General features: G+C 57.1%; 13 protein-coding genes. 2 read left to right on the top strand and 11 right to left on the bottom strand.

Annotated features, from left to right (window positions below; translation table 11 throughout):
• Window positions 1–122 precede the first annotated feature (122 nt).
• The 7 genes from HMPREF1986_RS03265 to HMPREF1986_RS03295 all read right to left on the bottom strand — a co-directional run bounded on the left by HMPREF1986_RS03265 (window position 123) and on the right by HMPREF1986_RS03295 (window position 6672).
• Window positions 123–569 carry a MarR family winged helix-turn-helix transcriptional regulator gene (locus HMPREF1986_RS03265; protein WP_021773335.1) on the bottom strand — a complete coding sequence of 149 codons (447 nt, stop codon included), beginning with the start codon at window positions 567–569 and terminating at the stop codon, window positions 123–125.
• Window positions 570–661: 92 nt separating this feature from the next.
• Entirely contained in the window at window positions 662–1576 is a 915-nt protein-coding gene (locus HMPREF1986_RS03270) for an NAD(P)/FAD-dependent oxidoreductase (protein ID WP_021773337.1), read from the bottom strand.
• A 27-nt stretch (window positions 1577–1603) separates the two neighbouring features.
• Complete coding sequence (trxA, locus tag HMPREF1986_RS03275) at window positions 1604–1912, bottom strand: thioredoxin (protein ID WP_021773338.1); 309 nt, start codon at window positions 1910–1912, stop codon at window positions 1604–1606.
• A 224-nt stretch (window positions 1913–2136) separates the two neighbouring features.
• A complete protein-coding gene (locus HMPREF1986_RS03280) occupies window positions 2137–2667 on the bottom strand; it encodes a regulatory protein RecX (protein ID WP_021773339.1) in 531 nt (176 codons plus the stop codon).
• Complete coding sequence (gene recA, locus HMPREF1986_RS03285; RefSeq protein ID WP_009213678.1) at window positions 2654–3772, bottom strand: recombinase RecA; 1119 nt, start codon at window positions 3770–3772, stop codon at window positions 2654–2656. The genes HMPREF1986_RS03280 and recA overlap by 14 nt, the downstream gene beginning before the upstream one ends.
• Before the next feature lie 117 nt (window positions 3773–3889).
• Complete coding sequence (locus HMPREF1986_RS03290) at window positions 3890–5140, bottom strand: hypothetical protein (RefSeq protein WP_021773340.1); 1251 nt, start codon at window positions 5138–5140, stop codon at window positions 3890–3892.
• A gap of 308 nt (window positions 5141–5448) precedes the next feature.
• Complete coding sequence (locus HMPREF1986_RS03295) at window positions 5449–6672, bottom strand: TolC family protein (protein ID WP_036599178.1); 1224 nt, start codon at window positions 6670–6672, stop codon at window positions 5449–5451.
• A gap of 329 nt (window positions 6673–7001) precedes the next feature.
• Here HMPREF1986_RS03295 and ispE point away from each other — a divergent pair, with 329 nt between their 5' ends.
• Both ispE and HMPREF1986_RS03305 read left to right on the top strand, forming a co-directional pair.
• Window positions 7002–7949 carry a 4-(cytidine 5'-diphospho)-2-C-methyl-D-erythritol kinase gene (gene ispE / locus HMPREF1986_RS03300; RefSeq protein WP_021773344.1) on the top strand — a complete coding sequence of 316 codons (948 nt, stop codon included), beginning with the start codon at window positions 7002–7004 and terminating at the stop codon, window positions 7947–7949.
• On the top strand, window positions 7946–8653 hold the full coding sequence (locus tag HMPREF1986_RS03305) for a GntR family transcriptional regulator (RefSeq protein WP_009213673.1): 708 nt from the start codon (window positions 7946–7948) through the stop codon (window positions 8651–8653). The genes ispE and HMPREF1986_RS03305 overlap by 4 nt, the downstream gene beginning before the upstream one ends.
• Before the next feature lie 335 nt (window positions 8654–8988).
• Here the strand turns inward: HMPREF1986_RS03305 and HMPREF1986_RS03310 are convergent, their stop codons facing one another.
• From HMPREF1986_RS03310 to HMPREF1986_RS03325, 4 genes are all read right to left on the bottom strand, one after another.
• Window positions 8989–9483 (bottom strand): hypothetical protein, encoded by a 495-nt coding sequence (locus HMPREF1986_RS03310; protein ID WP_021773345.1) that lies wholly within the window; start codon window positions 9481–9483, stop codon window positions 8989–8991.
• A gap of 344 nt (window positions 9484–9827) precedes the next feature.
• Window positions 9828–10757, bottom strand: a complete 930-nt coding sequence (locus tag HMPREF1986_RS03315; RefSeq protein WP_021773346.1) for an Rpn family recombination-promoting nuclease/putative transposase — start codon at window positions 10755–10757, stop codon at window positions 9828–9830.
• Between the two features lie 262 nt (window positions 10758–11019).
• Complete coding sequence (locus HMPREF1986_RS03320) at window positions 11020–15897, bottom strand: N-acetylmuramoyl-L-alanine amidase family protein (RefSeq protein WP_021773348.1); 4878 nt, start codon at window positions 15895–15897, stop codon at window positions 11020–11022.
• Window positions 15898–15954: 57 nt separating this feature from the next.
• Complete coding sequence (locus HMPREF1986_RS03325) at window positions 15955–22623, bottom strand: hypothetical protein (protein WP_021773349.1); 6669 nt, start codon at window positions 22621–22623, stop codon at window positions 15955–15957.
• Window positions 22624–22630: the final 7 nt, after the last annotated feature.

The following is a 22630-nucleotide window of genomic DNA, read 5'->3' on the forward strand; positions in this document are numbered from 1 at the left end:
CCGCTCCCGTGTACACACGTCGCGGTCGTGAGACGTTAAGACGCTGGAATCATTTTATAAAAATAAAAAAGTCCTGTCAACTTGATTCCATTGGCAGGGCGCTGTCTGCGGGGCCAAATTCTTTAGTCCTCCATTGATTTTTCGATGCTGTAGAGGGTTTTATAGAGCAGTGAGTAGAGTGTCCGAAACTCCTCTCTCGTGAGCTTTATGCAGTCTCCCATATCCCTCGGTATTGTGAGTGCGAGGTCCCGGAGCTTCGTCCCCTCTTTCGTGATTCGGACCTCCAGGGAGCGCTCGTCCCGCTCGGAGCGCTTTCTTGTGAGAAGTCCCTTTTGTTCCAGGCGCTTTAAAAGCGGCGTCAGAGTGCCCGAGTCGAGATAGAGGCTCTCTCCCAGCTCCTTGACGCTCAGCTCTCCCTTCTCCCAGAGTACCATCATCGTGATGTACTGGGTATAGGTCAGGCCGATCCGGTCGAGGAAGGGCTTATAGCGCCTTGTAATCTCCTTTGCGCAGGCGTAGAGCGGAAAACAGAGCTGATTTTCCAGCTTCAAAGCATCATAATCCGACATCGTCACTCCCTTCTAAGCTTCTCTTCCGGGGAAGCGCAGAAAACCGCCGCCCGCCGCACCAAAAGGCGCGGCAGACGGCAGAAATTCCGGTTTCAGCGGGGTTCTGCATCGAGGTAGGAAGCCGCCGCAAGTGCCGCAACTGCCCCATCCGCCGCCGCTGTGGCAAGCTGTCTCACTGCCTTCGTCCTGCCGTCTCCCGCGGCAAAGATCCCGGCTGTCTTGGTGAGGCAGTCCTCCCCGGCCACAATATAGCCCTTCTCATCCAGCTCCACCAAGGAGGAGAAGGCCGCGTTGTCCGGGCTCTGCCCGATGGCAACGAAGAGTCCATCCACCGGAAGCTCTCTCTCCGCCCCCTCCTTATCCTTTAATTCCAAGGCTGAGAGTCCGCCCTCATTCTCTTTGAGAGCGGAGATCGTGGTATTCAGGATGAACTCCACATTCTCCCTCTTCCTCAGACGTTCCAGATCCTTCTCCGCCGCGCGGAAGCCATCCCTCCTGTGGATCAGATAGACCTTCTTCACGTAATTCGAAAGAAAGAACGCGTCCTCCACTGCGGTGTTTCCTCCGCCGTTCACCGCGACAATACGGTTTCGGAAGAACATCCCGTCGCAGGTCGCGCAGTAGGACAGCCCTCTTCCGACGAGAGCCTTCTCATTCGGAAGGCCGAGCTCGCGGTTCCTGGCCCCCGTCGCGAGGATCACAGCCCTCGCCTCGTACTCTCCGCCCGTTGTCCTGACCTTTTTCGTCTGCCCCAGATCCTCGATCGAAAGCACTTTCTCGATGCGAAGCTCCGCTCCGAGATCCTTCGCCTGCTGATAGAGTCCTGTCGCGAAGTCATAGCCGGAGATATGCTTAATTCCCGGATAATTCTCGATATCCGGCGTATTGACGATCTGCCCCCCGTAGGAGCTCCCGTCGAAAAGGAGCACGGATTTCCCGGCCCTGAGTCCGTAAATCGCCGCGGATAATCCCGCCGTCCCCGCTCCGACAATGATAATATCCAACATGGTCTTTCCTCTCCCTGCCTCCGGCTCTTACTTCAAGAGCTCGAGAATCTGCTCCTTGGGAATGACGCCCACGGACTGCTTCGCGATCTCTCCGTCCTTAAAGACCAAAAGACTCGGGATGGAGCGGATGCCGTAGCGGCTCGCAAGCTCCGGCTCCTCATCGACATTTACAGCATATACCTTAAAGTCCTTCGCCTCCGCCGCAATCTCAGATACAACGGGAGAGAGCATCTTGCAGGGCCCGCACCAATCCGCCCAGAAATCCACCAAAACCGGGAGATCCGAACGTAAAACCTTTGCCTCAAAATCGCTTCCTCTAAGCTTTTCTGCTGCCATGAAAGCTATCCTCCTTTACTGACCGGCGCCCGGGAGGCGATTTCGCTCACCGCCGCTCTCCCGGACGCGTCCACCGGCTCTGCCGGAATCTAAATTCTGTGCATTTATTATTCGGCGCCGAGGATCCTTCATTTCCTTTGCGCAACTGCATTGTACACAATTTAGTTTCCTCTGTCAAGCCCTGCAGCAAACATTTCTTCTGCATTCTTTGTTCTTTGCTCCGCTCATGGGTCCGGGTCCCAGATCTCCTCCGCGCAGAGAGCCGCTCTGACTCTCTCATAGGAAAAGCCCTTCCGACAGAGGGAGGCGCAGAGCTTCTGCTTTTCCCTGGGATCCAGGCTGCGGGGATCTTCGCAGCGCTTTCGGATCTGAAGGAGAAGCGCCTCCTCTTCCCGCTCGGAAAGAGCCTCCTCCTCCCGAAGCTCCTCCTCGGCGAGCCGGATCTCCTCCCGGGGAACCCCTCTCTGAAAGAGCTTCTGCTCAATCTCCCGGAGGGACTTCTTCCCCGCATAGCTCTGGATCATCCTCTTCGCATAGCGAAGATCATCGAGGTAGCCGTATTCCTTCAGGAAGGTGATCGCCTCCTCTATGATGTCCTCCGGATACTTCCCGGAGCGGACAAGCTTCTCCCGTATCCTCCGCTCCGACTTCTCCGAATCCGTGATGAGATAGAGGCAGCGCTCCCTGCAGCGCCGGAGGAGGCCTTCTCTTTCTGAAGAAGGACTCCCCTCCGCCCCCGGCTTATTGTCCCGCATCGCTCTTCTCCGAATCCGCGGGATCCGGGACCGCTGCGGCGGCAGCCTCGTAGGGATCCGGTTTCAGTCCGAACTTCTCCCGGACCTTCCCCTCGATCTCCGCCATCACCCGGGGATTCTTCTTCAGATACTCCTTCGCATTCTCCCGGCCCTGACCGATCTTCTCCCCTTCATAGGCGAACCAGGCTCCGCTCTTATCGACGATATCCTCATTGACCGCAAGATCCAGCACATCGCCTTCTCTCGAGATGCCGCTCCCGAAGCTGATATCAAACTCGCACTGCTTGAAGGGCGGCGCGATCTTGTTCTTCACGACCTTCACCTTCACCCGATTCCCGGAGGGCTCTCCGCTGGCACTTTTGATCGGCTCTCCCTTTCTGATGTCGATGCGGATCGTCGCATAGAACTTCAGCGCGCGGCCGCCCGTCGTGGTCTCCGGGCTTCCGAACATCACTCCCACCTTCTCACGAAGCTGATTGATGAAAATGAGGATCGCGTTCGAGCGGGAGATGATAGAGGTCAGCTTCCGGAGCGCCTGTGACATGAGACGGGCCTGCAGTCCCACATGGCTGTCTCCCATCTCGCCGTCGATCTCCGCCTTCGGAACCAGCGCCGCCACAGAGTCGACGACCAGGATGTCGATCGCGCCGGAGCGAATCATGGTCTCCGCGATCTCCAGCGCCTGCTCGCCGGAATCCGGCTGCGAGATATAGAGATTGTCGATGTCCACGCCGATCTCCTTCGCATAGCGGGGATCGAGCGCATGCTCCGCATCGACAAAGCCCGCGATCCCTCCGCGCTTCTGTACCTCTGCGACCGCATGGAGCGCGAGAGTCGTCTTCCCCGAGGACTCCGGACCATAAATCTCGATGATCCTCCCCCGCGGAAATCCCCCTGCTCCGAGCGCGATGTCCAGAGAAAGCGCCCCGGTGGGCACCGTCTCGATGTCCTTGTTGACACGGGACTCGCCGAGCTTCATGACGGAGCCCTTCCCGAAGTCCTTCTCGATCTTTGTCAGCGCGACATCCAGTGCCTTCAGCTTCTCCTCGTGATCCGTGATCGCCGTAATCGCACTGACCGGCGCCTTATTCGCTTTTCCTGCCATGGCCTTTCTTCCTCTCCCCCTTCTCCGCCTCTGTCCTCAGACGAAAATATCTCAGACGAAAATATCCCGATCGAAATTATTATAAGTCATTGTCGAAGTCAGCGGCGGCAGCGTCTCCTAGATCTCCATAACTCCCTTCGTGACAGCCTGCTCGTAATCATAGATCGACTGCTCGTAATCGAGCTTCGCGGTCTTCGCCTCGCTCTCCTTCTGGAGTGCGGCGAGCTTCAGCTTCGCCGTGTCCTGGCGGCTGCTCATACCCACTGCTGCGAGATGTTCCGCCTTCTCGGCCTGCGCCTTCGCGATCTCCGCCGTCGTCTCCGACGCCTCCCAGGCGGCCGCCTTCTCCCTGGTATTCCGGGAAAGCTCCCTCACCGCAGCGCGGACTCTCTGCTCCGTCTCCGCGATACTGATCTCCCTCTTGTCCCAGGTCGTGAAATCCTTGTCCGCGATCCTCTGCGCATCCCCGAATTCCTTGTTCTGCTGCAGGGCACTCTTCGTGTCTGCCTCGAGATTCCTGCTGTCCATATAATTTCTGGGGTAATCCGGAGTATCCCCGAAGGAAACCCCCCCGCAGTTCTCCGGCTTCCAGCCCAGGGAAACCCCGACCGCGCGGCGAAGACTCGAAAGGCCGTTCTCCGCAGTCTGAAGATCCGCCTTCGCGCCGTTCAGCTCGACAAGCGCGCTCTGCAGCTCCTGCTCTGTCGCCTGACCCAGCGCCTTTTTCTTCTCCGTCTTCTCGTACTCCGCCTGATAGAGCGCCACTCTCTGCTCCTGCAAAGAGCGCGCGAGCTCCTGCTTTTTCACGCTGAAAAACTGCTCCTGCATCCCATTTTCCAGAAGCTTCTTCCCGGTATAGAAATTCGCCTTCACAGCGGTCTGCGCACTCCTCCGTGCCTGTGCCACGGAGTCCTTCGTACTGCGAAGCTGCGAGAGCGCCTCGCTCACCGCGCCCAGACTCTGATCCAGTCCGCCCACCAGCTTCCTGCTGTCCCGGACTCTTTCCATCTCCCGGATCCTGGCGGAGAGACTGTTTCTGAGCGACTCATCCCGGCTCTCCGTCCTCTGCGCCTTGAGCTCCGAAATCTCATCATTGAGCTCCGCGACGATATCCTTCCTCTGCGCGTCCACCGCATTGTCCACTGCGCTCATCCCGGCGGTACTGCTTTCCATCACGGCCTGCTCCAGCTTCGCGATGCCGCTGTACTTTTCCGTCAGCGCCGGGACCTCATAGAACTCAATCGTATTGTCCTCCAGATTCCAGGAGCTCTCCTCCGCAAGCGCCGCGCCCGTCTGCGAAAGCGCGAGACAGGAAAGGAAGAGCGCCGCTCCGGCGCACAGAGCGCCCCTTCGTCTCCATTTCTTCATTCGTTCTCCTCCTGTATAATGTTTCTTATGCCTTCCGAAGGGCTGCCGCTTTTTCTGCCGTTTTACCCACCCGGCAAAGGGCGCTCTCGCTCCGACTGCCGCAGCCAACGGCGCGTAAGCGATTTACAGAACCAAATCGCTAAGCGCCGGGGCGGCAGACGGCCTGTGCCCAGGCGGATATAAACGGCAGAGCGGCAGGCATCCCTGTGGATCCCTCTGAGGGAGATCGGCTGATGCCTCCCGGGCGAAGCCGAGTCTCTGAGCTGCGGATGCAGCGAAGAAAAAGCGCAGAAGTCCGAGCCGGATGTTTACTGGCTTCCTCCCGCCTTCGCAAGCCCCTGCTTCCCGGCCAGATAGTCATAATACGCTTCCGCGAGGCTGAGCTCCGCGATCCGCTCCGAGCGCTTTGCGCTCTCCGCCTGGTTCTTCGCGGTCTCCATCTCCCTCCGGCTCTTGCTTCCGACCGAATAGGCGCGCTCCGCGCTGCTCTGCGCGGCCTGGAGGTTCGAGCTCTGAAGACGAGCCTGCTCAAGGCCTGTCCGAGCCTGCTTCACGGCCTGATAGCGCGAGATCATATCGGCGCGCACAGACTCCTTCTGGTTCTGGAGCGTCGTATTCAGACTCGCAAGCTGAGTCTCCGTCTGAGAAACCGCAAGCTTTCGCTCCGTGATGCGGATTGGATAATTTTCCTTCAGCGCGGTCTCCGTATCCGCCTGGAGATCCAGCGCGTTGAGCTGCTCCTCCCCGGGGATCGGAGCCTCCGGGAGCTCAGGCTCATCGTTATAGCGCCATCCGAGATCTACGCGGATGAGCTCTGTATTCTTTTCCACAGAGGCATTCTCCTGAGAGAGGGAAAGCTGCGCCTTCTCTCTCGCCTCCTTCGCATTCAGGACGTCGAGATTCGTCCCCTGCCCCGCGTTGAGCTTCCGCACAGCCGCATCGTAGTTCGCACTCTCCTGATCGATATTTGTCTTCGCCGTCTCCGCCTTGGCCCTCGAGCTGTACATGGACAGGATCGACTTCCGGATCGTCTCTGTCGTCGTGAGCTCAGACTGCTCGATCTGAAGCTTCGCCGCCTCCCGATCGGAGCTCTGGGCATTGCTGTCCACATCGGAGCGGGAGGAATCGCTCTGGTAGCGCATCTCCGCCAGCGCCTCCGCGACCTCATTTCCATCCGCGGCTTCCATGGCCTTCTGATAGGCATCCTCGATCTTCTGCTCCGCCTTCTCGTAGTCGATATGATAGGCTCCGCGGTGATCGTTCTGCCGGAAGGAGATCCACATGCTCGCGATCGTGGGATTATACTCGTGAACCAGAGTCTGAATCTCATCCCACTCGATCCGGTTGTCTCTCAGCTTCGCCCACTCCTCCGCGCTCCTCTCCCTCTCAAAGGAGGTCTGATGCGGGCTTTCCGAAACATTGTCCGCGAAGACCTTGCGGCGCGGCGCGGCATACGCCGCCGTGGAAAGCGCGGAAAAAAGAAGCGCCGTACTCATGCAGGCCGCTGTCCATCTCATCTCTTTTCTTATCATATGATCCTCCGTAAAACGAAATTCGGCCTCTGCCGGAATCATCATACCACATATTTCTGTTTATATTCCTTACGACTTTTCCATGTCTATTCTGTGATCATTTCCGCTTTGTACTTGCAAAAATGCAAGAAATCGTTTAAAATTCGCTTTGTATTGTATACAGGATGTGAAAAGCTGGAAGCATTGCGCGCGCAAAGCTTCTGTTTCATCTATTTTCAGCTTATCTTGGCTTATATTTCCGATGCCGTAGGGTGCATTGGTATTGATGACAGAGCGGCATTGACATCAAATATGGCATAAGCATCCGGAGGAGAGAAGCGGGGAGAGGCATGGACATTGTCACAGACGGGCTGAAGCTTCAGGCCTATGCAAAGATCAACCTGTCTTTGGATGTTCTCCGGCAGCGTGAGGACGGCTACCATGAAGTCCGGATGGTCATGCAGACCATTCAGCTTCATGACCGGATCGATCTTTTCCCGAAAAAGGAGCCCGGCATCGACATCCACACCAATCTGAGCTTTCTTCCCGTAAATGAGAATAATCTTATGTTCCGGGCTGCAAAGCTCCTGATCGATGAGTTCGGGCTGGAAGGCGGCGTTCGGATGAGGCTCCAGAAGATCATCCCGGTCTCCGCCGGTATGGCGGGCGGCTCCAGCGACGCGGCCGCAGTATTGGATGGGATGAACCGCCTCTTTTCCCTCGGCCTGAGCCGGGAGGAGCTCCGAAAACGGGGGCTTCGGCTCGGAGCGGATGTCCCCTTCTGTCTCATGCGCGGCGCAGCGCTCTCAGAGGGAATCGGGGAAAGGCTGAATCCCCTCCCCGGGATGCCGCCCTGCTGGATCGTGATCGCAAAGCCGGCCTTCTCCATCTCCACGCGTTTCGTCTACGAAAATCTCCATGTGGGCCGTCTCCCAAGGAGCGCTCATCCCGACGTGGATGCCGTCATTTCCGCTCTTAATGCGGGAGAGATCCCGGCCCTGTCAAAGAATATGGGAAATATTCTGGAGACCGTGAGCTGCCGGGAGCACCCGGAAATCCGGTCCATCAAGGAAAGAATGCTCTCCCTCGGTGCCCTCGGCACTCTGATGTCCGGCTCCGGTCCGTCCGTCTTCGGGCTCTTTTCGGAGAAAAGTGCCGCGGAGCGCTGCCGCCGGGATTTCCGCTTCGGAGAGGGGCGGAAGCTTGCAAGGCAGGCATTCCTGACGGAGCCCTGGTTTCCGAAAGCGGCGAAGGGAAGGAAGGGCCGCATGGCAAAAATACAGCAGGAGGTTGTATGAGTGATTTTACCGTGAATATGAATGAATATCTTCCCCTCAGGGATCTGGTTTTCAATACGCTCCGACAGGCGATCCTGAAGGGGGAGCTGAAGCCCGGGGAGCGGCTTATGGAGATCCAGCTCGCGGAAAAGCTCGGAGTATCCCGGACACCGATCCGGGAGGCGATCCGAAAGCTGGAGCTGGAGGGTCTTGTTCTGATGATTCCCCGCCGCGGTGCCGAAGTCGCTAAAATCTCTCATCAGGCCCTGCAGGATGTCCTGGAGGTTCGCGGCGCACTCGAGGAGCTTGCGACCGATCTCGCCTGCCAGCGGATCACGGAGGAAGAGCTCCGGAGCCTCCGCGCCGCCGAGGACCATTTCAAAAAGGTTGTGGAATCCGGCACAGAAATGCAGATCGCCGAGGCAGACGAAGCCTATCACGACATCATCTACAAAGCGACCGGAAACAAACGCCTGATCCAGATGATCAATAATCTGCGGGAGCAGATGTACCGGTACCGTCTCGAGTATATCAAGGATGAGGCGCAGCGCGGAACACTCATCAGTGAGCACGAAAAGATCCTCGAGGCCATCCGCATCCGGGATATCATCCGGGCGAAGGCGCTGATGAAGGAGCATATCGACAATCAGGAGCTGACCGTATCCCGAAATCTCGATGCCACAGAGCACGACAGCAGGAGCAGCGGAAAGAGACGCGGCCGCTGAAGAAAGACAGAGGGCAGCAGAGCGTTGGGAGTGAAAACATCCCTCTGGCTCGAGACACGGCCTCCGAAGGAAGGCTGAGGGCAGCAGGGCGCTGAAGATACATAACCATCATCCCTCTGGCTCGAGACACAGCCGCCGAAGTAAGGCGGAGGGGAAATGCAAACACGCATGAGGCAGAGAATAATAACGCGCTAACACAAAGCAATACAGGCTTTCAAAGGCCCCAAGAATCAAAACAAGGCAGCGCCGATACCCGCAAAGTCAGAATGCAGATATCGGCGCTGTTTTTGATCCCTTGAGTCTTTGATTTTTCGATCCTTCGATCAATTCCTCAGTCAGTGTGAGCCCTTACCGTCCTCCATGAGGTCGATCGTCAGTGTCTTCTCATCCTCGTTGCAGTTCAGCAGGTAGTGATGCTGATCCACGAGATAGCTTCCCTCCACCGTGCGCTTCAGAAGATCCTCCATGAGGAGCTGCATATCCCCCATCTCGGCATCGGGACCGGCCTTCAGGAGATTCACGCTCTCCATGAAGTATGCGGCGAGCTTCTGCGCTCCCAGCTTTGCCTCATTGCCGTGCAGCGTGACACTTATGATCTTCCCCTTCTTTGTCTCGTAGCTTGCCCAGCAACCGCTCTCCTCGCTGCCCACCTTGCCGTCTTCCGCCTTCGGCGTCTCCGAGCCATAGTTTCCGTGCGTCTTTACAAAGTCGGTGAGCTCCTCCACGCTGAGCTCTGTCAGCTTCGTGGAGCCCCCCTTCCCGCCGCAGGACAAAAGCAGCATAGAAAGCAGCGCTGCCGCAAGGATAAAAATTATCGTTTTTCTTCTCATAACACCCCCATGCTCAGGACAGAAGCAGCTCCATCTGCGCTTCCCGGAAGATTCCATTCATGTTTCACCCCTCCGCCCGCATAATGCTGCTGAAAAACGCGACCGATCTTTTCCAGACAGCGGACATTGCGAAGTCCCTTTCTATCTCATGATAACGACTCAGAGCGAGCAGGACGACATTTCTGCCCTCCTCTCTATCCCTGATAGAGTACTATATCCTATGCGATATCACAAGCAGTTTCGAGCCTCAGCTTAGAGTATCTGGATGCAGGACATAGAAAGCGGGCTGCAAAGCCTCAGACACGGAATGCAAATCCCTGCCCGCGATCGATCCGGATGTTCTTTTAATTTCCGGCCGGTGCAGCGGGCGCTTCTTCCAGCCATTCCCGGATCCTCTCCAGCTTCTCCTTCATAATCCTCGCGATGCGCTCCGTCGACATCCCCTCATCCCGAAGTGACCTCGCCATCTCCCTCTTGGTCTCGGCGACTCCCTCCTGTATGCCTTCCTGTCTGCCTTCCCGTATGCCTTCCTGCCTGCCTTCCCGCATGCCTTCCTGCCTGCCCTTTTTCATGCCTTTTTGCATGCCTCGTTCTTCCGCTGTCACCATCAGCTCTTCCAGTTCCCTGCACATACGCCTGACTCCTTTCTCAGTCTCCTTCAGTTCACAGACTCGTCTCGCCAGCACCTCACTGTGCATCTCCGAAGCCTTTTTACAATGCAGATCATGCATCAGTTTCCCAAGCTCCGTATCGTCCTGAATCTTCGAATTCACATAAATGATGTGAGTCCCGTCCCCAAACTCCGCGTTCCGCTCCTGGATGATCCTCTCGATATGATAGATTGGAAGCTCATGACCGAGGACGTCGCTTCTCGTGATGAAGATCACATAACTCTCCCTCAGCTTTTGAAAATCCTCTCCGGCCTTCAGTGAATGCATATCCAAAAGTCCGCTGTAATACCTCGCACGCTTCGGGGATGCTCCCTCCCGGTCTCCCTGAATTTCGATATCGTAGAGCCTTCCCCTGCTGTCTCTCGCGACGCAGTCCATGATCGCAGAGCGCCCCTGCATGTTCTTATAGTCCTTCTGGATCTTCTGCTCTACCAGCTTAAGCTCCTTCTTCTCCAGAATTACCCGCAGGATAAATTCCGTACAGCGCTCGTCTTCCAGGACATTCCTCATGAAAAGATCGTCCATGATCGTGAGCCCCTCCAGCGCTCTCTGCCGAAGCTCCTCCTCCGTGAGAAATGCTTTCCCATCCTCTCTCTGTTTCATTCCCACCCTTCTTCTCTTTTAATCTGATCCAGGCCCTCCGCTTACCTACACCCTACTATATTCTATACATTTTCACAAGCAGCTTTCATCGGTGCTTGTCCTATTTCCGCTTTTTCAAGGACAGAAAAAGAGGAACGGCATTTGCCGCTCCCCTCTCTCTTTAGCCCCATCCGCCCTGCCTTCTGTTTGAAAGGCCGGGCGGAGATTCGGGCTTTTGTCTGCCCCGCCTGAGGCGGAGCAATCCATCCGTTGGATCTTTCCTTTACGGTCTCATCTGGATCCAAGCGCCGTCGCGGTCAACATCGTGGTTGTCCGGTGTGCGCTCTCCCATGTAGAGAGAACCGTAGGGACGTGCATTCTCCGGATTGCTGTAGACCCACTTCTGCAGATTGTGGTCGTAGCTCCAAGTCGTGCGCGGAGTATTCGGGTTCAGGAAGTACCATCTCCCGTTGACGAACTGCCAGTTGATCTGCATCGCGCCGGTCACGGTATTCAGATAATACCATCTTCCGTCGCTCTCGTCATGGTGCCAGCCCATCATCGCTCTTCCGAACCAGCCGTCGTGCGTCGTGCAGAGGAAGTACCAAGTCCCGTCGACGTCCTTGAACCAGCCGGAATCCATGATCGCGTCATCCGCGAAGTGATAACGGTAGACCACCGTCTTCCCGTCAAAGGTGTAGGAGAGGTTCGCCCAGGTCCCTCTGAGGAGAGTCTTGTTCTTGAGCTGGAACTCCCACTTGTGGTTTGCCGGGTCGATGTTGATCCAGTCTCCGTCGATTCCCACGCGGTAAGCGTTATTGTCCTGGATGGCATTAGCTTTGATACGGCTTCCTCCGGAATAGGATCCGCCGCCACCGCCACCGCCGCCACCGCCGCCGCGATGGCGATCCGGAGTATTCGGGTTCGGTCCGGGTGTCACGCCGCCGCCTCCCGTGAAGGAGTCGATCAGTGCCTTCAGACGGGCCAGTGCCGCCTCCTGCTCTGCGATCGTCGCAGAAGGATTATTCTTGTTGAATACAGCAAGGGCATCGTTTAAGGCATCCTGAAGCTGTGCCTGCTGATCTGCCGTGAGCTTGCCGCCGTTCAGGAGATCCTGTGCCTTGTCGATTCCGCCCTTCAGATCTGCGTGCGCCTTGTTCCAGTCCGGATTCTCCTCGTACCAGACATAGAGCGTCTTCTCACCGTTGAGCGGATTCGAAAGCTCATAGGCCTGATAGCTCGTCGCGGACTTCGAGAAGCCCTTCCGGATGTAGCGCTCATTGTCGAGCTTCTCCGGAATCGAAGCGGCCAGGAGAGCGTTGAAGGCATTGCTCATGGAGAGCGCCTCGCCTCTTGCCACATCGTTGATGGTCTGCGGAAGTCCCGGAGCGTCTGCGCTGTCCCCCGAGGCATTCGCAATCGTGACCGAGTAGGACCTCTTATAGGTCAGGACATAGGTCGCTCCGACCTTCGCATTCGGGATCTCCACCTGTCCGGTCGCCGGGTCGATCGAAAGACCGGCCGTCGTCAGATTGTTCACATTGTCGTCCGCATCCACCTCGACCAGCTCGAGATTGCTCGCGCCGTTTGCGAGGAGGTTCGCCGGGATCGCCCCGTATACCGTTCCGATCACGAGGTTCTTCCGCTCCGCTGTCACATCGCGGCTGGAGCCCGGCACTCTGGTTCTCCGAAGACGAACCCGCATCGCCCAGGCATACTCGAGGTTATTGCTGTCTGTGACAGCGCCCTCGACCAGCGGCTTCATGGCAGCGTTCGGTCCCGCCTTCTTCTCCAAAAGAATGCTGTAGTTGATCTTATCTGTCAGGTTCTGAATATCGTTCAGATCGTCCGTTGTGATCAGGTCTCCCTGCAGGAGATCCTGGAGGGACTTGCTCGATACGCCGAATTCCCCGTTCTTCGGGCCGAAGTCGACATTGAACATTCCCACCGGCGGGGTAGGATTCCCCGGTATGTTCGGAAGAGTAGAGGATGTCGCAAGCGCCGGGGTCTCATAGACCGGAGCCAGACGCACCGTCTCTCCCGGCATCGTGAAGCTCGAAGACCTCGTACCCGTGAAGTTTCCGGGATTTCCGAGAAGGATGTTCCAGTTCTTAAATGACTTTCCGATACTATTCGTGCTCGCCGCGTTGATCATGACCTGATCGCCCGCCTGAAGCCGAATGTGCTGATACTCTACCGTCGTGACGGTTACGGTATTCCCGCCTCTCGTATAGGAGGTCACCTTTCCGGGATCCTCGACATAGAGATCATAGAGGGTGCCTGTGGTTGTACCGCTCGAGAGATTTCCGGTGTTCACATTGGTTCCATAAGGAACACGGTTTGTCGCCGGGTCACTGGAGCCGACCGGGCGTGCCACAACGGTGTAGTTCGTGTTGGGATCCAGGTTCCGGAAGGTCGCGGGACCGCCGTTCGGATTGATGAAGCCGTCCGAGGAGCCGTCCACCGGGACCACGCGGCCGTTCTCATCGACCAGCGCATACTCGGTATTCGGAGCCGTCGGGTTCACGACCAGGGTTCTCGTATTGTCCGCCCCGTCGCTGGTGTTGAAGTTTGTGCCGATCGCGGGGATCGTGACGTCGCAGGGCGGCGCCGGATGTACCAGCGTGTCGACATAGGGGACACCGTGCGTGTCATAGTTGTGGAGCTCCGAGCTCGGGACCTCGTAGACCTTGTAGGGAGAGCCCGGGGTAAGGCCGGTGAAATCTCCGCTGCTGAGCGCAGTTCCGCTCTTGTTGTCCACGACATTTCCGTTCTCATCCACAACGACATAGGCGCGCTTCGCGTTCGGAGCCTGCACCGTGATCGTGCCGGTTCCCGTGGAGGAATCCAGCTTTCCGACCGCGGACGGCGTATGATTATAGCCGTCGTCGACGATGTTCGGAGCAAAGTTAAAGGTAAAGGTATCGGAAGCCGTGATCGCGTCTGTGGCATCGATATGCAGCACATTGCTGTCGTCATAGTGCGCAACCTGAACTCCAGCGCTGTTGAACCAGCCTGCGCCCCTGCTCTCCGCCATGCTGTAGCCATTGTTTGCGGCGACCGCGATACCACTAAGAAGATTCGAGAGCGTCGTCGTAGTGACACCCGCCGCGTCATAGGCCGGGAGCTGGTTGTTCCCCTTATAGGAGAGTCTACTAGCAGAGATACTTCCGTCTCCGCTTCCCTTCTTGAACTCGATATCGAGCCAGGCGCTCTGCTTCTTTACAACCTCTGCGACGTAGTCTTTCTCCGTATCAGAGGAGGTAAAGCTAATGGAAGTGTCCATCGCAATCTGAGCAGCGCTCGGTGCCAATGCGCCGGAGCTTGTGGCCGGGAACCAGCCCTTCAGCTCATAGTAGGGAGCATCCGTGGAGGACATCGTGATCAGTCCGCTCTCCACTGCGCCCTCCGCGACGCCGCTCACCTCAGAGAGGAGCTTCCGCATCGTCATGGAGCTGCTTTTCGGGAAATTCTTCTCCTGGTTTCCGGAGATGCTCGCACTGCTTCCGCCCGGATGCACAAAGAGCTTTACCTTCACAAAGGAAGCGGAAGAAGTATCCGGCGTGTAGTAGACCGTGAGTATTCCGCCGTGCACCGTCGGATTGATCTTCAACTTAGCAGGAGCAAGCGGGGGGACAGAGCTTCCGGCATCACTAAAGTAAGCTGAGTTGAAGTGGTAGGACGCCGGGTTCGAACTGGTATCAACCGCGACATCCGAGATCGTTCCAGTCTTATATCCCTCAGGGACATTGGGAAGCGTCACCTCTGTCTCCACGCCCGGCGTGAGATCCTTCAGATCGTCCGCAAGCGTCCCGCTTCCCGCCGCATTCGGAACCGGCTCCGTCGTTCCATCCGCATTCTTCACAAGGTATTTGATCCTGACATTCGCCTTGAACGCGGGATTCACCTTGTAAACGCAGTTGATGATGACATTCTGGTTTCCCATCTTCCACTTATTGGCGTTAAAGGAGCCGGGGAAGACGAGTCCACTGTCATTCTGTGCCGGTGCGGTATCGATATGATCAAAGAGATACTGCTTATTCCCGGAGCCGTCTACCAGGAAATGGCTCTCATCGGCCAGCGGGATATCCACCTCTTCATCCGGAGCCTTTCCGGTGACCTGACTGTCTGCGATTGGAGTCGCGACATTTCCCCCGTCTGCGAGAGTGGAGCCGTCATCCAGGCGGTAGCGCGCCGTCAGGGTAAAGGTCTGCGAGTTTCTCTTGTACTTAAAGCCGATCGCCGCATCCCGGTTCGGCATCGGTCCATCGACCGACTTCGGATCGGTCTGGGGACTTGGCTCAACGATACCTTCGTCGATCTCCGTCGCACCGTCCGGCCTCACAAATTTGTTGTTCTTAAGGATAATGGAATCCAGCTCATAGCCCGGAGGAGTGAGCGCTTCCTTCGAGATGTGGTCCTGCTTAGGAATCTGCTCTACATCCGAGAAAGCAAAGCGGTGCATATTTGCAGGCTCCGCTCCGCTCGCAGCATTCTCAAAGCTTCCCGAGGCAGTGCCATCCTTGTCAAAGAAGTGCACTACCTTCAGATGCTTCTTATGAGCACTGTCTCCCATCCAGACCGCCCGGTAAACCTCCAGGGGCTGATAGGGGAAGACCGGAACCTCATAGCTCGTCACCGTCGACAGGGTATTCTTCGAGATTGAGAGCTTCTGCCAGGCCTGGAACTTCATACCGTCCCAAGCAGGAGCATTGCCGGTGTTCCAAGGAAGCTTCGGGAGTGAAATCCCCGGAGGATTCATCGTCTCTGTTCCGGCGGTTCCTCCATTGATCGTGTTGGGATCACTCAGCCGATCTCCCGCCTTGCCCTTGATCAGAGTTCCGATCGCCCTATAGCCGGTCGGCAGGGTGGTATCAACCTCCGATGCAGTGACATGACTTCCATATGTATAGCTGCCTCCCACGGCCGGCCCATAGCCCGTATCCAAAAAGATCGCGGAGTCCTGACCCAGATTGAGCGGATGGTTCAGATCATAGTTGCCGGATATTCCCAGAGGACCGAGATAATCCGCCACCTGGTCCGGCGCCTCCACGCTGGCTGCAAGAGCCGTTCCCAGGGAGAGCTGGGAGAGCAGCATCGCCCCCGTCAGCACCCCCGAGAGAGCTCTCCTGAGCCTTCTTCGATTTGTTTTCTGTTTCATCTTCTTCTCCTTATACCGGGCGGGCTTCCCCGCCCGGTATCAAGATCATGTCGGTGCTTACTGTACGTATGCCCCGTTTGCATCTACATGGTAGCCGTCCGGAGTCTGCTCAGAGACATACATCGAGCCGAGCGGCTTCGTCGACACCTCCATGAAGACCCACTGGTCGATCCCCTCATCGAAGCGGTAGGTGATCGCCGGCGTCGCCTTCTTCTCGTTGAAGTAGTACCACTTCCCATCGATCAGATGCCAGCCAACGAACATCATGCCCGTCTCCGTATCCAGATAGTACCAGTGCTTGTCGACCGTATCATAGTGCCAGCCGGTCTTCATCTTTCCGAACCAGCCGTCGTGGATCGTGTTGCAGTAGTACCAGTTAAGCTTCTCGTCCCGGAACCAGCCGTAATCCATCAGTCCCTTCGAATTGAAGTGATACCAGCCGTTCTTCGAACGCTGATCGTAGGTGTACTCCAGCTTGGCCCAGGTGCTCTGCAGACGGATGCCGCCGTTTAAGACGAAGGCCCACTTGTGACCGGCCTCATCCACGAGCTCCCAGACTCCGTTCGTTCCAACGATGTAGTTCTTCTCCGCCGGCTGCCGGAAGCTGTTGCCGGTCACTCCGGCTCCTCTTCCGCCGCCGCCCGCAGACGAGCCGCCGTGCTGGCCGCCGTCTCTCGTGCGGGAACCGTAGTCCTCATAGCGCGGAACCAGAACGTCATCCTGATAGTGATCGTATACCTTTTTCAGCTTTCCAAAGGCCTCGATCAGCTCTCCGATCGTGGGACCCGGACGGCGATAGAGAAGCGCCTGCGCCTCTGCGATCGCATCCTTGATGACTCCCGCTTCCTTTCTCTTCAGGAAGTAGTCGTCCGCCAGGCGAAGTGCATCGTCCAGAAGCTCCTTGAATCGGTTGTACTCTCTGTCTCTCTCCTCCTTGTTGCTCTTATAGAAGGCGTAGGCAAAGGTCCTCTTCCGGATTTCGTCCTTCGCAGGATCAAACTTCTTCAGGCTGTCACGGCTCTTGCTCCAGCCCTTATAGGTCCACTCATAGCCGTCGTCATCGGTGTAATGCTCTGTCGGCACATTGACTGTGGCCCACTCCGGGTAATCCGCGGCGAGCTCGCCCCTTCTTACCTTGTAGTCCACAACCTGCTTGTCGTGATCGTTTGTGAAGGTCACATGATAAGCCCTGCTGTAGGCCATCACATAGCGCTTCCCGACATGGGCGTCGAAGCTGAAGAGCCCCGCCGTCTGCTCCGGATCGTCAGACATCGCAATCGGCGTCGCAACGACGGTTCCGCTGCTGTCGTCCACCTCGTAGAGCTGATAATCCATCTGGTCGACGTCGTCCTTATCGAGCTGGATGATCGTCTTGAAGCTCTGAGAGGTATAGCGGCTGTCATAGGTGTGGCTTCCCGGCGGATTGTAGAGCGGGTAGTTCACCTTTCTGCCGTTGACATAGCGGTCGAGGTCGATATTCAGAGACCAGGCTCCCGTATATGCCTTTTCATGCATATTGTAGGGATTGTCGTTCTTGATGATCTCATTCTCTTCCCGCTTCGGATGTCCCTTCTTATAGACGATGCGGTACTCGACGTCCGCGCCGTTTATATTCATGAGAACCTCGTCCGCGTTCGTCCGGAACTGATTCTGCAAAGCGGCATCCTCGTCCGGATCGTGGGCGAACTCACCGACCGCGCCGCCCTTGACTTCATCCGTCACCTCGACATTACTCGGGGACGCGACGGAAGGCGTGTAGTAGGCCGCCAGCACGACATTCGACTTCGGCATGGTAAAGCTGTAATTCTGATCTGTGATGTGTCCGGATACGCCCGGAATCGTTCCCGCGATTACCTTCCAGTAAAGGAAGCCGGTTGTGCTCTGCGGGCTGAGCACCACGGTCTCGCCCTCATGCGCCTCGGTGAAGCGGTTCGTTCCAACCGCGTTTCCGTTGACGCTCTCCACGGTTCCTCTCTTCGTCTCGACGATGAACTTCGGAACCTGCAGATCTCCGGCCGGATCCGTAATGATCTCCGAGCCGTCGGGCATCTGCTGCTGCGGTGTCAGGCTGCTGCCCTTCGGGCGCGCAACCACGATGTACTTCTTGTTGATCTCCAGTCCGGAGAAGGTCGCCTTCGACGGATTCGAGCCGGACGGCGTCTGCCAGCCGTCTGATCCGCACTCAGGAGTAACCACGGCGTTTCCGGTATCCGGGTCGATAACCGCATAGTCGGAATCCGGGTCCGCCGGATTGATGACGAGGACGGTCTTTCCATCGTTGTCCTCATCGTAGTTTACGACGTAGTTTGTCTCTATCGCGGGGATGAGCACATCTGTCGGGCCGCCTCTCGGCGTCACGGAGGAGATGTTGTCTCCCGGCTTCGGGGTCGGCTGAGAACGGTCGACCTCATAGACATCGTAGTGGTGCTCCGGGTAGAGGTTCTCGAAGTAGTTTTCCCTCGTGGGACTGCCCGGCTGTACCGCGATAATCTCTCCCGTAGCGGGATCGGTGATCACGTAATTGTAGTTCTGATCCGTATCGTGGACGCGGATCTGTCCCTTTCCGTTGTTGCTGTTATTGATGTGGCCGCTTGCATTCGGCGCCTGAGACGGGATGCCCCAGGGGATCGGATCCTTTCCGAACTGTGCATGGTAGGTCTCGCCCGGCTTTACGGTATCGGTCGCCTCCATCTTGTGTCCGTTCAGGAACCAGCCGTGGTGCAGGTAGTTTGGCTCCGGCGTAACGCCCGGCACGGAAACGGTCGACCACTGCTGCTCGTCATTGACATGCGCGCTCGTGGGATCGCCCGCGTTCAGGCTTCCATGAGCATCCGCGACGAACTGGATATCGCCCCAGTGCGCCGGATCCTCGATGAAGGAAGCGGTGAGCGTCTCTGTCGCGCCGCTCGCGAAGACCTCACTGTCCGGAAGCAGGGCTTCGCCCGCCTGACGGATGCCGTCTCCGTTTGTATCCCGGAACCATCCCTCAAAGAGATAGAGGTGGTCCGCCACCGCGTTCGGGATGAGGTGCTTGTCCTTCATGACCTGAATGCTGTAGGCCTCTGCCTGGTGGCTGCCGTCATTTCCGAGGACGTCGACCTTGAAGTCATTTCCGCCCGCGGAGGTCACATCCGGAGATACATAGCCCGGCGCCGTAGGATTGCTGTCATCGTTCGGCTGATTGTTCAGGCTTCCGTGTGCTCCCGGCTTAAAGATAATGTGGGACCACTTCGAGAGATCCCGATCGAAGCGATAGTTCAGATCCAGCTCTCCCTGCGGCATCATGCCGGTGAAGTCCCCGTTCGCCGCGATCGAATTCGTGACCGGCGGAGTAGCATCTGTCGTCACCGACGGATCTACATTGGAGTTTCCGACATCCAGGTTGTAGCCGTAGTACGGCATATGGTAGTCGCCCGCCGCGGACTTATTGAGTGCGGTGAAGGGCGCCGGCGTCTCATTGATCGGATCCCTGAAGTTTCTCAGGTTCCGGTCTACGGTTCCCTTATCCAGGAAGCTCGTGATAAACGGAGCCGCCATGCCGTTTGACTTATAGATAAAGACAATGTGCGTATCCCGGTTCCCTATCGTTCCGGTAAAGCTGTTCCCGGTAAAGCTTCCCTGGCTGTCCGAGTAGAGGTCCGTCGCCGGGGTGATAGGTGATCCGTCATAGTCGTCCACGACAGAGTTCGGAACTCCCGTCGGCGGCGTCTGCGTGTGGCCAAAGCCCCACTGCTTCTCTCCGTTTTGGAAGTCATAGCCGAAGATCGTGGGTGCCGTCACATTCAGAGACTCCTCCGGGAAGTGATCCGTCACGGTATCCGCCTTGATCGTCACACCGGTATCGCTCTTGTAATGGACATAGAACTTCGATTTCTGGCTGGGGTCCGTGCTCACATTATAGATGAAGTGCATCGAACCGTCCGTCCCCTCCAGCGTGGAGTGGAAGTTGTTTGAGCCGTCGAAGCCGTCTCCGCCATTCGCTATGGCGGTCGCCGTCTGCTTCAATGTGCTCGGAAGGACACTCGCCTTCGTCGAGGCCAGGTTCAGCTCATATCCCCTCGCGTGGTAGGGTCCGACCAGAATCGGAGTGCCGTAGGGGCCGTTCGCCGCCGGAGCCAGTGTCCGGAAGATGATCGAGCCGTTCGCGTTCTGATAATCAACGTTGAACTGCCTCTGGGTCGTAGTATCCAGCGTAAAGACCGCATAGTAGGTTACATCGGCATTCGGGAAATTCTGAATGCCAGGGGTCGTAAATACATCAGGAGCTGTCGCCGAAGCGGTCGTCGCCCAGCCGCGGAAGATCTTTCCATCCGATCTGCTGGGGAGAGGCACACCGACGATTGCGCTTCCCGCCTTTCCGGTCAGAGCGACCGGCGCGGTATTGCCATTCACGTTCCCGCCATTTAAGTCGAAGTTCACTGTGACATCCTTCACCTTATAGGTGTAGGTGATAATCACATCGGCATTCGGCATATCGACGGGCGTCGCTCCGATCTCGCCATTCGCTGCGGGAGCCCAGGTGGCGCCGTCAACTGTCGCGCTGCTAAAGACATAGGGAAGCTGTGTCCCCACCGTCCAGGTGGCTGCCTTTACAGAAGCTCCGGCTGTGATGTTTGCGGGAGGCGCGGCGATCTTAACCTTCGCCGACTTCGTCGCCTGTGTGGAGAAGCTTGCGCTGTCTCCGTCCCAAACACCCGCAATCCCATTTCCATCCAGAGTCGTCGTCGGAATCGCGCTGACAGGTTGTCCCCCGCCCGTGGTGAGGAGCTTCTTCCCGCTCTCATCCACGAAGTTATAGGTAATCTTGTTTCCCTCTCTGCGGAAGACTACGTTCTCCGCAGAAACCGGGGCTTCCCCATGCGCAACATCCAGGAGAGCAAGATCCGACTTGAACGGGGTGGTAGGAACCGTATTCCCACTGTTCGTCGGCACTGCTACAACCAACTGCTGCTGCGCCGAATAGCCCCCGCTGACATGGGCAGCCGGAAGCTTCTCCGTCGTGACGCCGATCGTTCCGGTAAGCTGTCCGTTTACCTTGATCTGCTGTCCATCATGGAGATAGACATTTCTGTCATTATTTCCGGCATCCTTTGCCCCGGTGATCTTGATATCCTTCTCGCCGCCGATCGTGAGGTCCGCTTCCACATTCACGAGTCCGCTCTTCTTCACGGCTCCGCCGGCCTGAATCGTAACTTCTTTTCCGGCGGTGAGGATCTCTGTGTTGCCTCCGGTAAGATTGAGTGCACTTCCCTTACCATCCACAGAACTGGAGGAGCCAGTAAGAGTGACACCGGACGTGACGGCCAGCGTTCCGCCAGTCACTTCAATCGCGGTATCCTTCGCATTGGTCCCGTTCACCTTAAGATCAGAGAGGTTCAGAGATCCGCTGCCACTCACATCCATAAGATGCCCGGCAGTTCCCGTGAACTTCAGCTCATGCGTATCGCCATACGGTTGGACATAAGTCCCATCCTGCTTATAATCCGTAGACTGGAGCGAAACCACCCGATCTGAGATCGAGATCGTCGAGGGCTGCGGGATATCCGTCTGCAAATAGATATAGCCGATATTTCCCGCCCCGATCTTATCGATCGCGTGCTGGATCGTCTTAAAGGGATGATCAAAGGTTCCGGCATTGCTGTCGCTTCCGACGCTGTCATTGACATAATAGGAAGCCGCCTGCGCGGAAAACGCAACCCTCTTTGTGATCTGCTGGTAGGGCTGCAGATAGATATTCCAGGAATAGGCAAATACGGAGTCGGTAACTCCGCTCTCGCTATGCCCCTTTCCACCGTAACGACGATTATTCTGCTTCCTGTAGCTGGAGGTGTGGAATTCTCCTGACCAGAAATTATCCACCCCTGTGATTCCCAGGCCGTAGCCCTCATCCGTCGTGATAATATCAAAAACCTGATAGGTCGGCGCCTGTGTGCCGGTCTTAGCGCCGGTTCCCACATTCACCATGTGGATGATTTTATCATGTACGTTTGTGACATTCGCGGTATCCGCGGCACTGGCTCCGGCCACCGCGCCGTCCTGCCCTACATAGGTATCGCCGTCCGTTCCGATCTGGATCGTATGGTAGTCTCCGTTGATCTCCTGCAGAGTGTAATCTGCAAGGATCATATTTCCATCCGCGCTGGGATGGAGAGTGAAACGAGCCCGTACGCCCAGGTTTCCAAGATTCTGTGCGACCCCGTTGCCCGGCAGAGGCATCTGCGCGGAGCCCGCGCTGGATCCTTGCCAGTACGCGTCATTCTTCGCGGCATTTTTTGCGGCATTCCCCGAGTCGAGCTGGCGGTAGAAGACGCAGAAACGTCCATCATTCGGCGTATGGCCGTAGCCATAGGCTGTCGTGACCTGTACCGTCTCTCCGTTCTTAAAGGAATTATCGTTGTTGGTGATGCTGCTGGCGTCCCAGTTCTTCCCATTTCCGTACTGCCCCGGCTTTACGATACCGTGCAGGTCGAATTCGTCCCCGACGCTACCGCCGCCGGAAACCGCCGCCGGAAACTGCCAGGCGGTTCTCTTTCCGCCGTTATTGTTTACATTGTAGTATTCCGGGTGGTTATCCAGTCCTGCGGCCTGAGCGGTGATTGTCGGCATCGCCACCTGCAGTCCTCCGGCGATCATAGAAGCGGAAAGCACGATCGAGAAAGCCCGCTTCGGTTTCCGAAGGAGCTCCCAGATTGCCTCCCATCTCTTTTTTCCTTTCGTTTTCATCATTTTCCCC

The sequence above is a fragment of the Oribacterium sp. oral taxon 078 str. F0263 genome, from assembly GCF_000469565.1.
In the GTDB taxonomy this organism is placed as follows: domain Bacteria; phylum Bacillota; class Clostridia; order Lachnospirales; family Lachnospiraceae; genus Oribacterium.

Excerpts from the sequence above, each read along its gene's own strand:
- HMPREF1986_RS03305 (WP_009213673.1), top strand. The coding sequence starts at position 7,946 with ATGAGTGATTTTACCGTGAATATGAATGAATATCTTCCCCTCAGGGAT.
- HMPREF1986_RS03310 (WP_021773345.1), bottom strand. The coding sequence starts at position 9,483 with ATGAGAAGAAAAACGATAATTTTTATCCTTGCGGCAGCGCTGCTTTCT.
- HMPREF1986_RS03290 (WP_021773340.1), bottom strand. The coding sequence starts at position 5,140 with ATGAAGAAATGGAGACGAAGGGGCGCTCTGTGCGCCGGAGCGGCGCTC.
- HMPREF1986_RS03320 (WP_021773348.1), bottom strand. The coding sequence starts at position 15,897 with ATGAAACAGAAAACAAATCGAAGAAGGCTCAGGAGAGCTCTCTCGGGG.
- HMPREF1986_RS03325 (WP_021773349.1), bottom strand. The coding sequence starts at position 22,623 with ATGATGAAAACGAAAGGAAAAAAGAGATGGGAGGCAATCTGGGAGCTC.
- HMPREF1986_RS03295 (WP_036599178.1), bottom strand. The coding sequence starts at position 6,672 with ATGATAAGAAAAGAGATGAGATGGACAGCGGCCTGCATGAGTACGGCG.
- HMPREF1986_RS03270 (WP_021773337.1), bottom strand. The coding sequence starts at position 1,576 with ATGTTGGATATTATCATTGTCGGAGCGGGGACGGCGGGATTATCCGCG.
- ispE (WP_021773344.1), top strand. The coding sequence starts at position 7,002 with ATGGACATTGTCACAGACGGGCTGAAGCTTCAGGCCTATGCAAAGATC.
- HMPREF1986_RS03280 (WP_021773339.1), bottom strand. The coding sequence starts at position 2,667 with ATGCGGGACAATAAGCCGGGGGCGGAGGGGAGTCCTTCTTCAGAAAGA.
- trxA (WP_021773338.1), bottom strand. The coding sequence starts at position 1,912 with ATGGCAGCAGAAAAGCTTAGAGGAAGCGATTTTGAGGCAAAGGTTTTA.
- recA (WP_009213678.1), bottom strand. The coding sequence starts at position 3,772 with ATGGCAGGAAAAGCGAATAAGGCGCCGGTCAGTGCGATTACGGCGATC.
- HMPREF1986_RS03265 (WP_021773335.1), bottom strand. The coding sequence starts at position 569 with ATGTCGGATTATGATGCTTTGAAGCTGGAAAATCAGCTCTGTTTTCCG.
- HMPREF1986_RS03315 (WP_021773346.1), bottom strand. The coding sequence starts at position 10,757 with ATGAAACAGAGAGAGGATGGGAAAGCATTTCTCACGGAGGAGGAGCTT.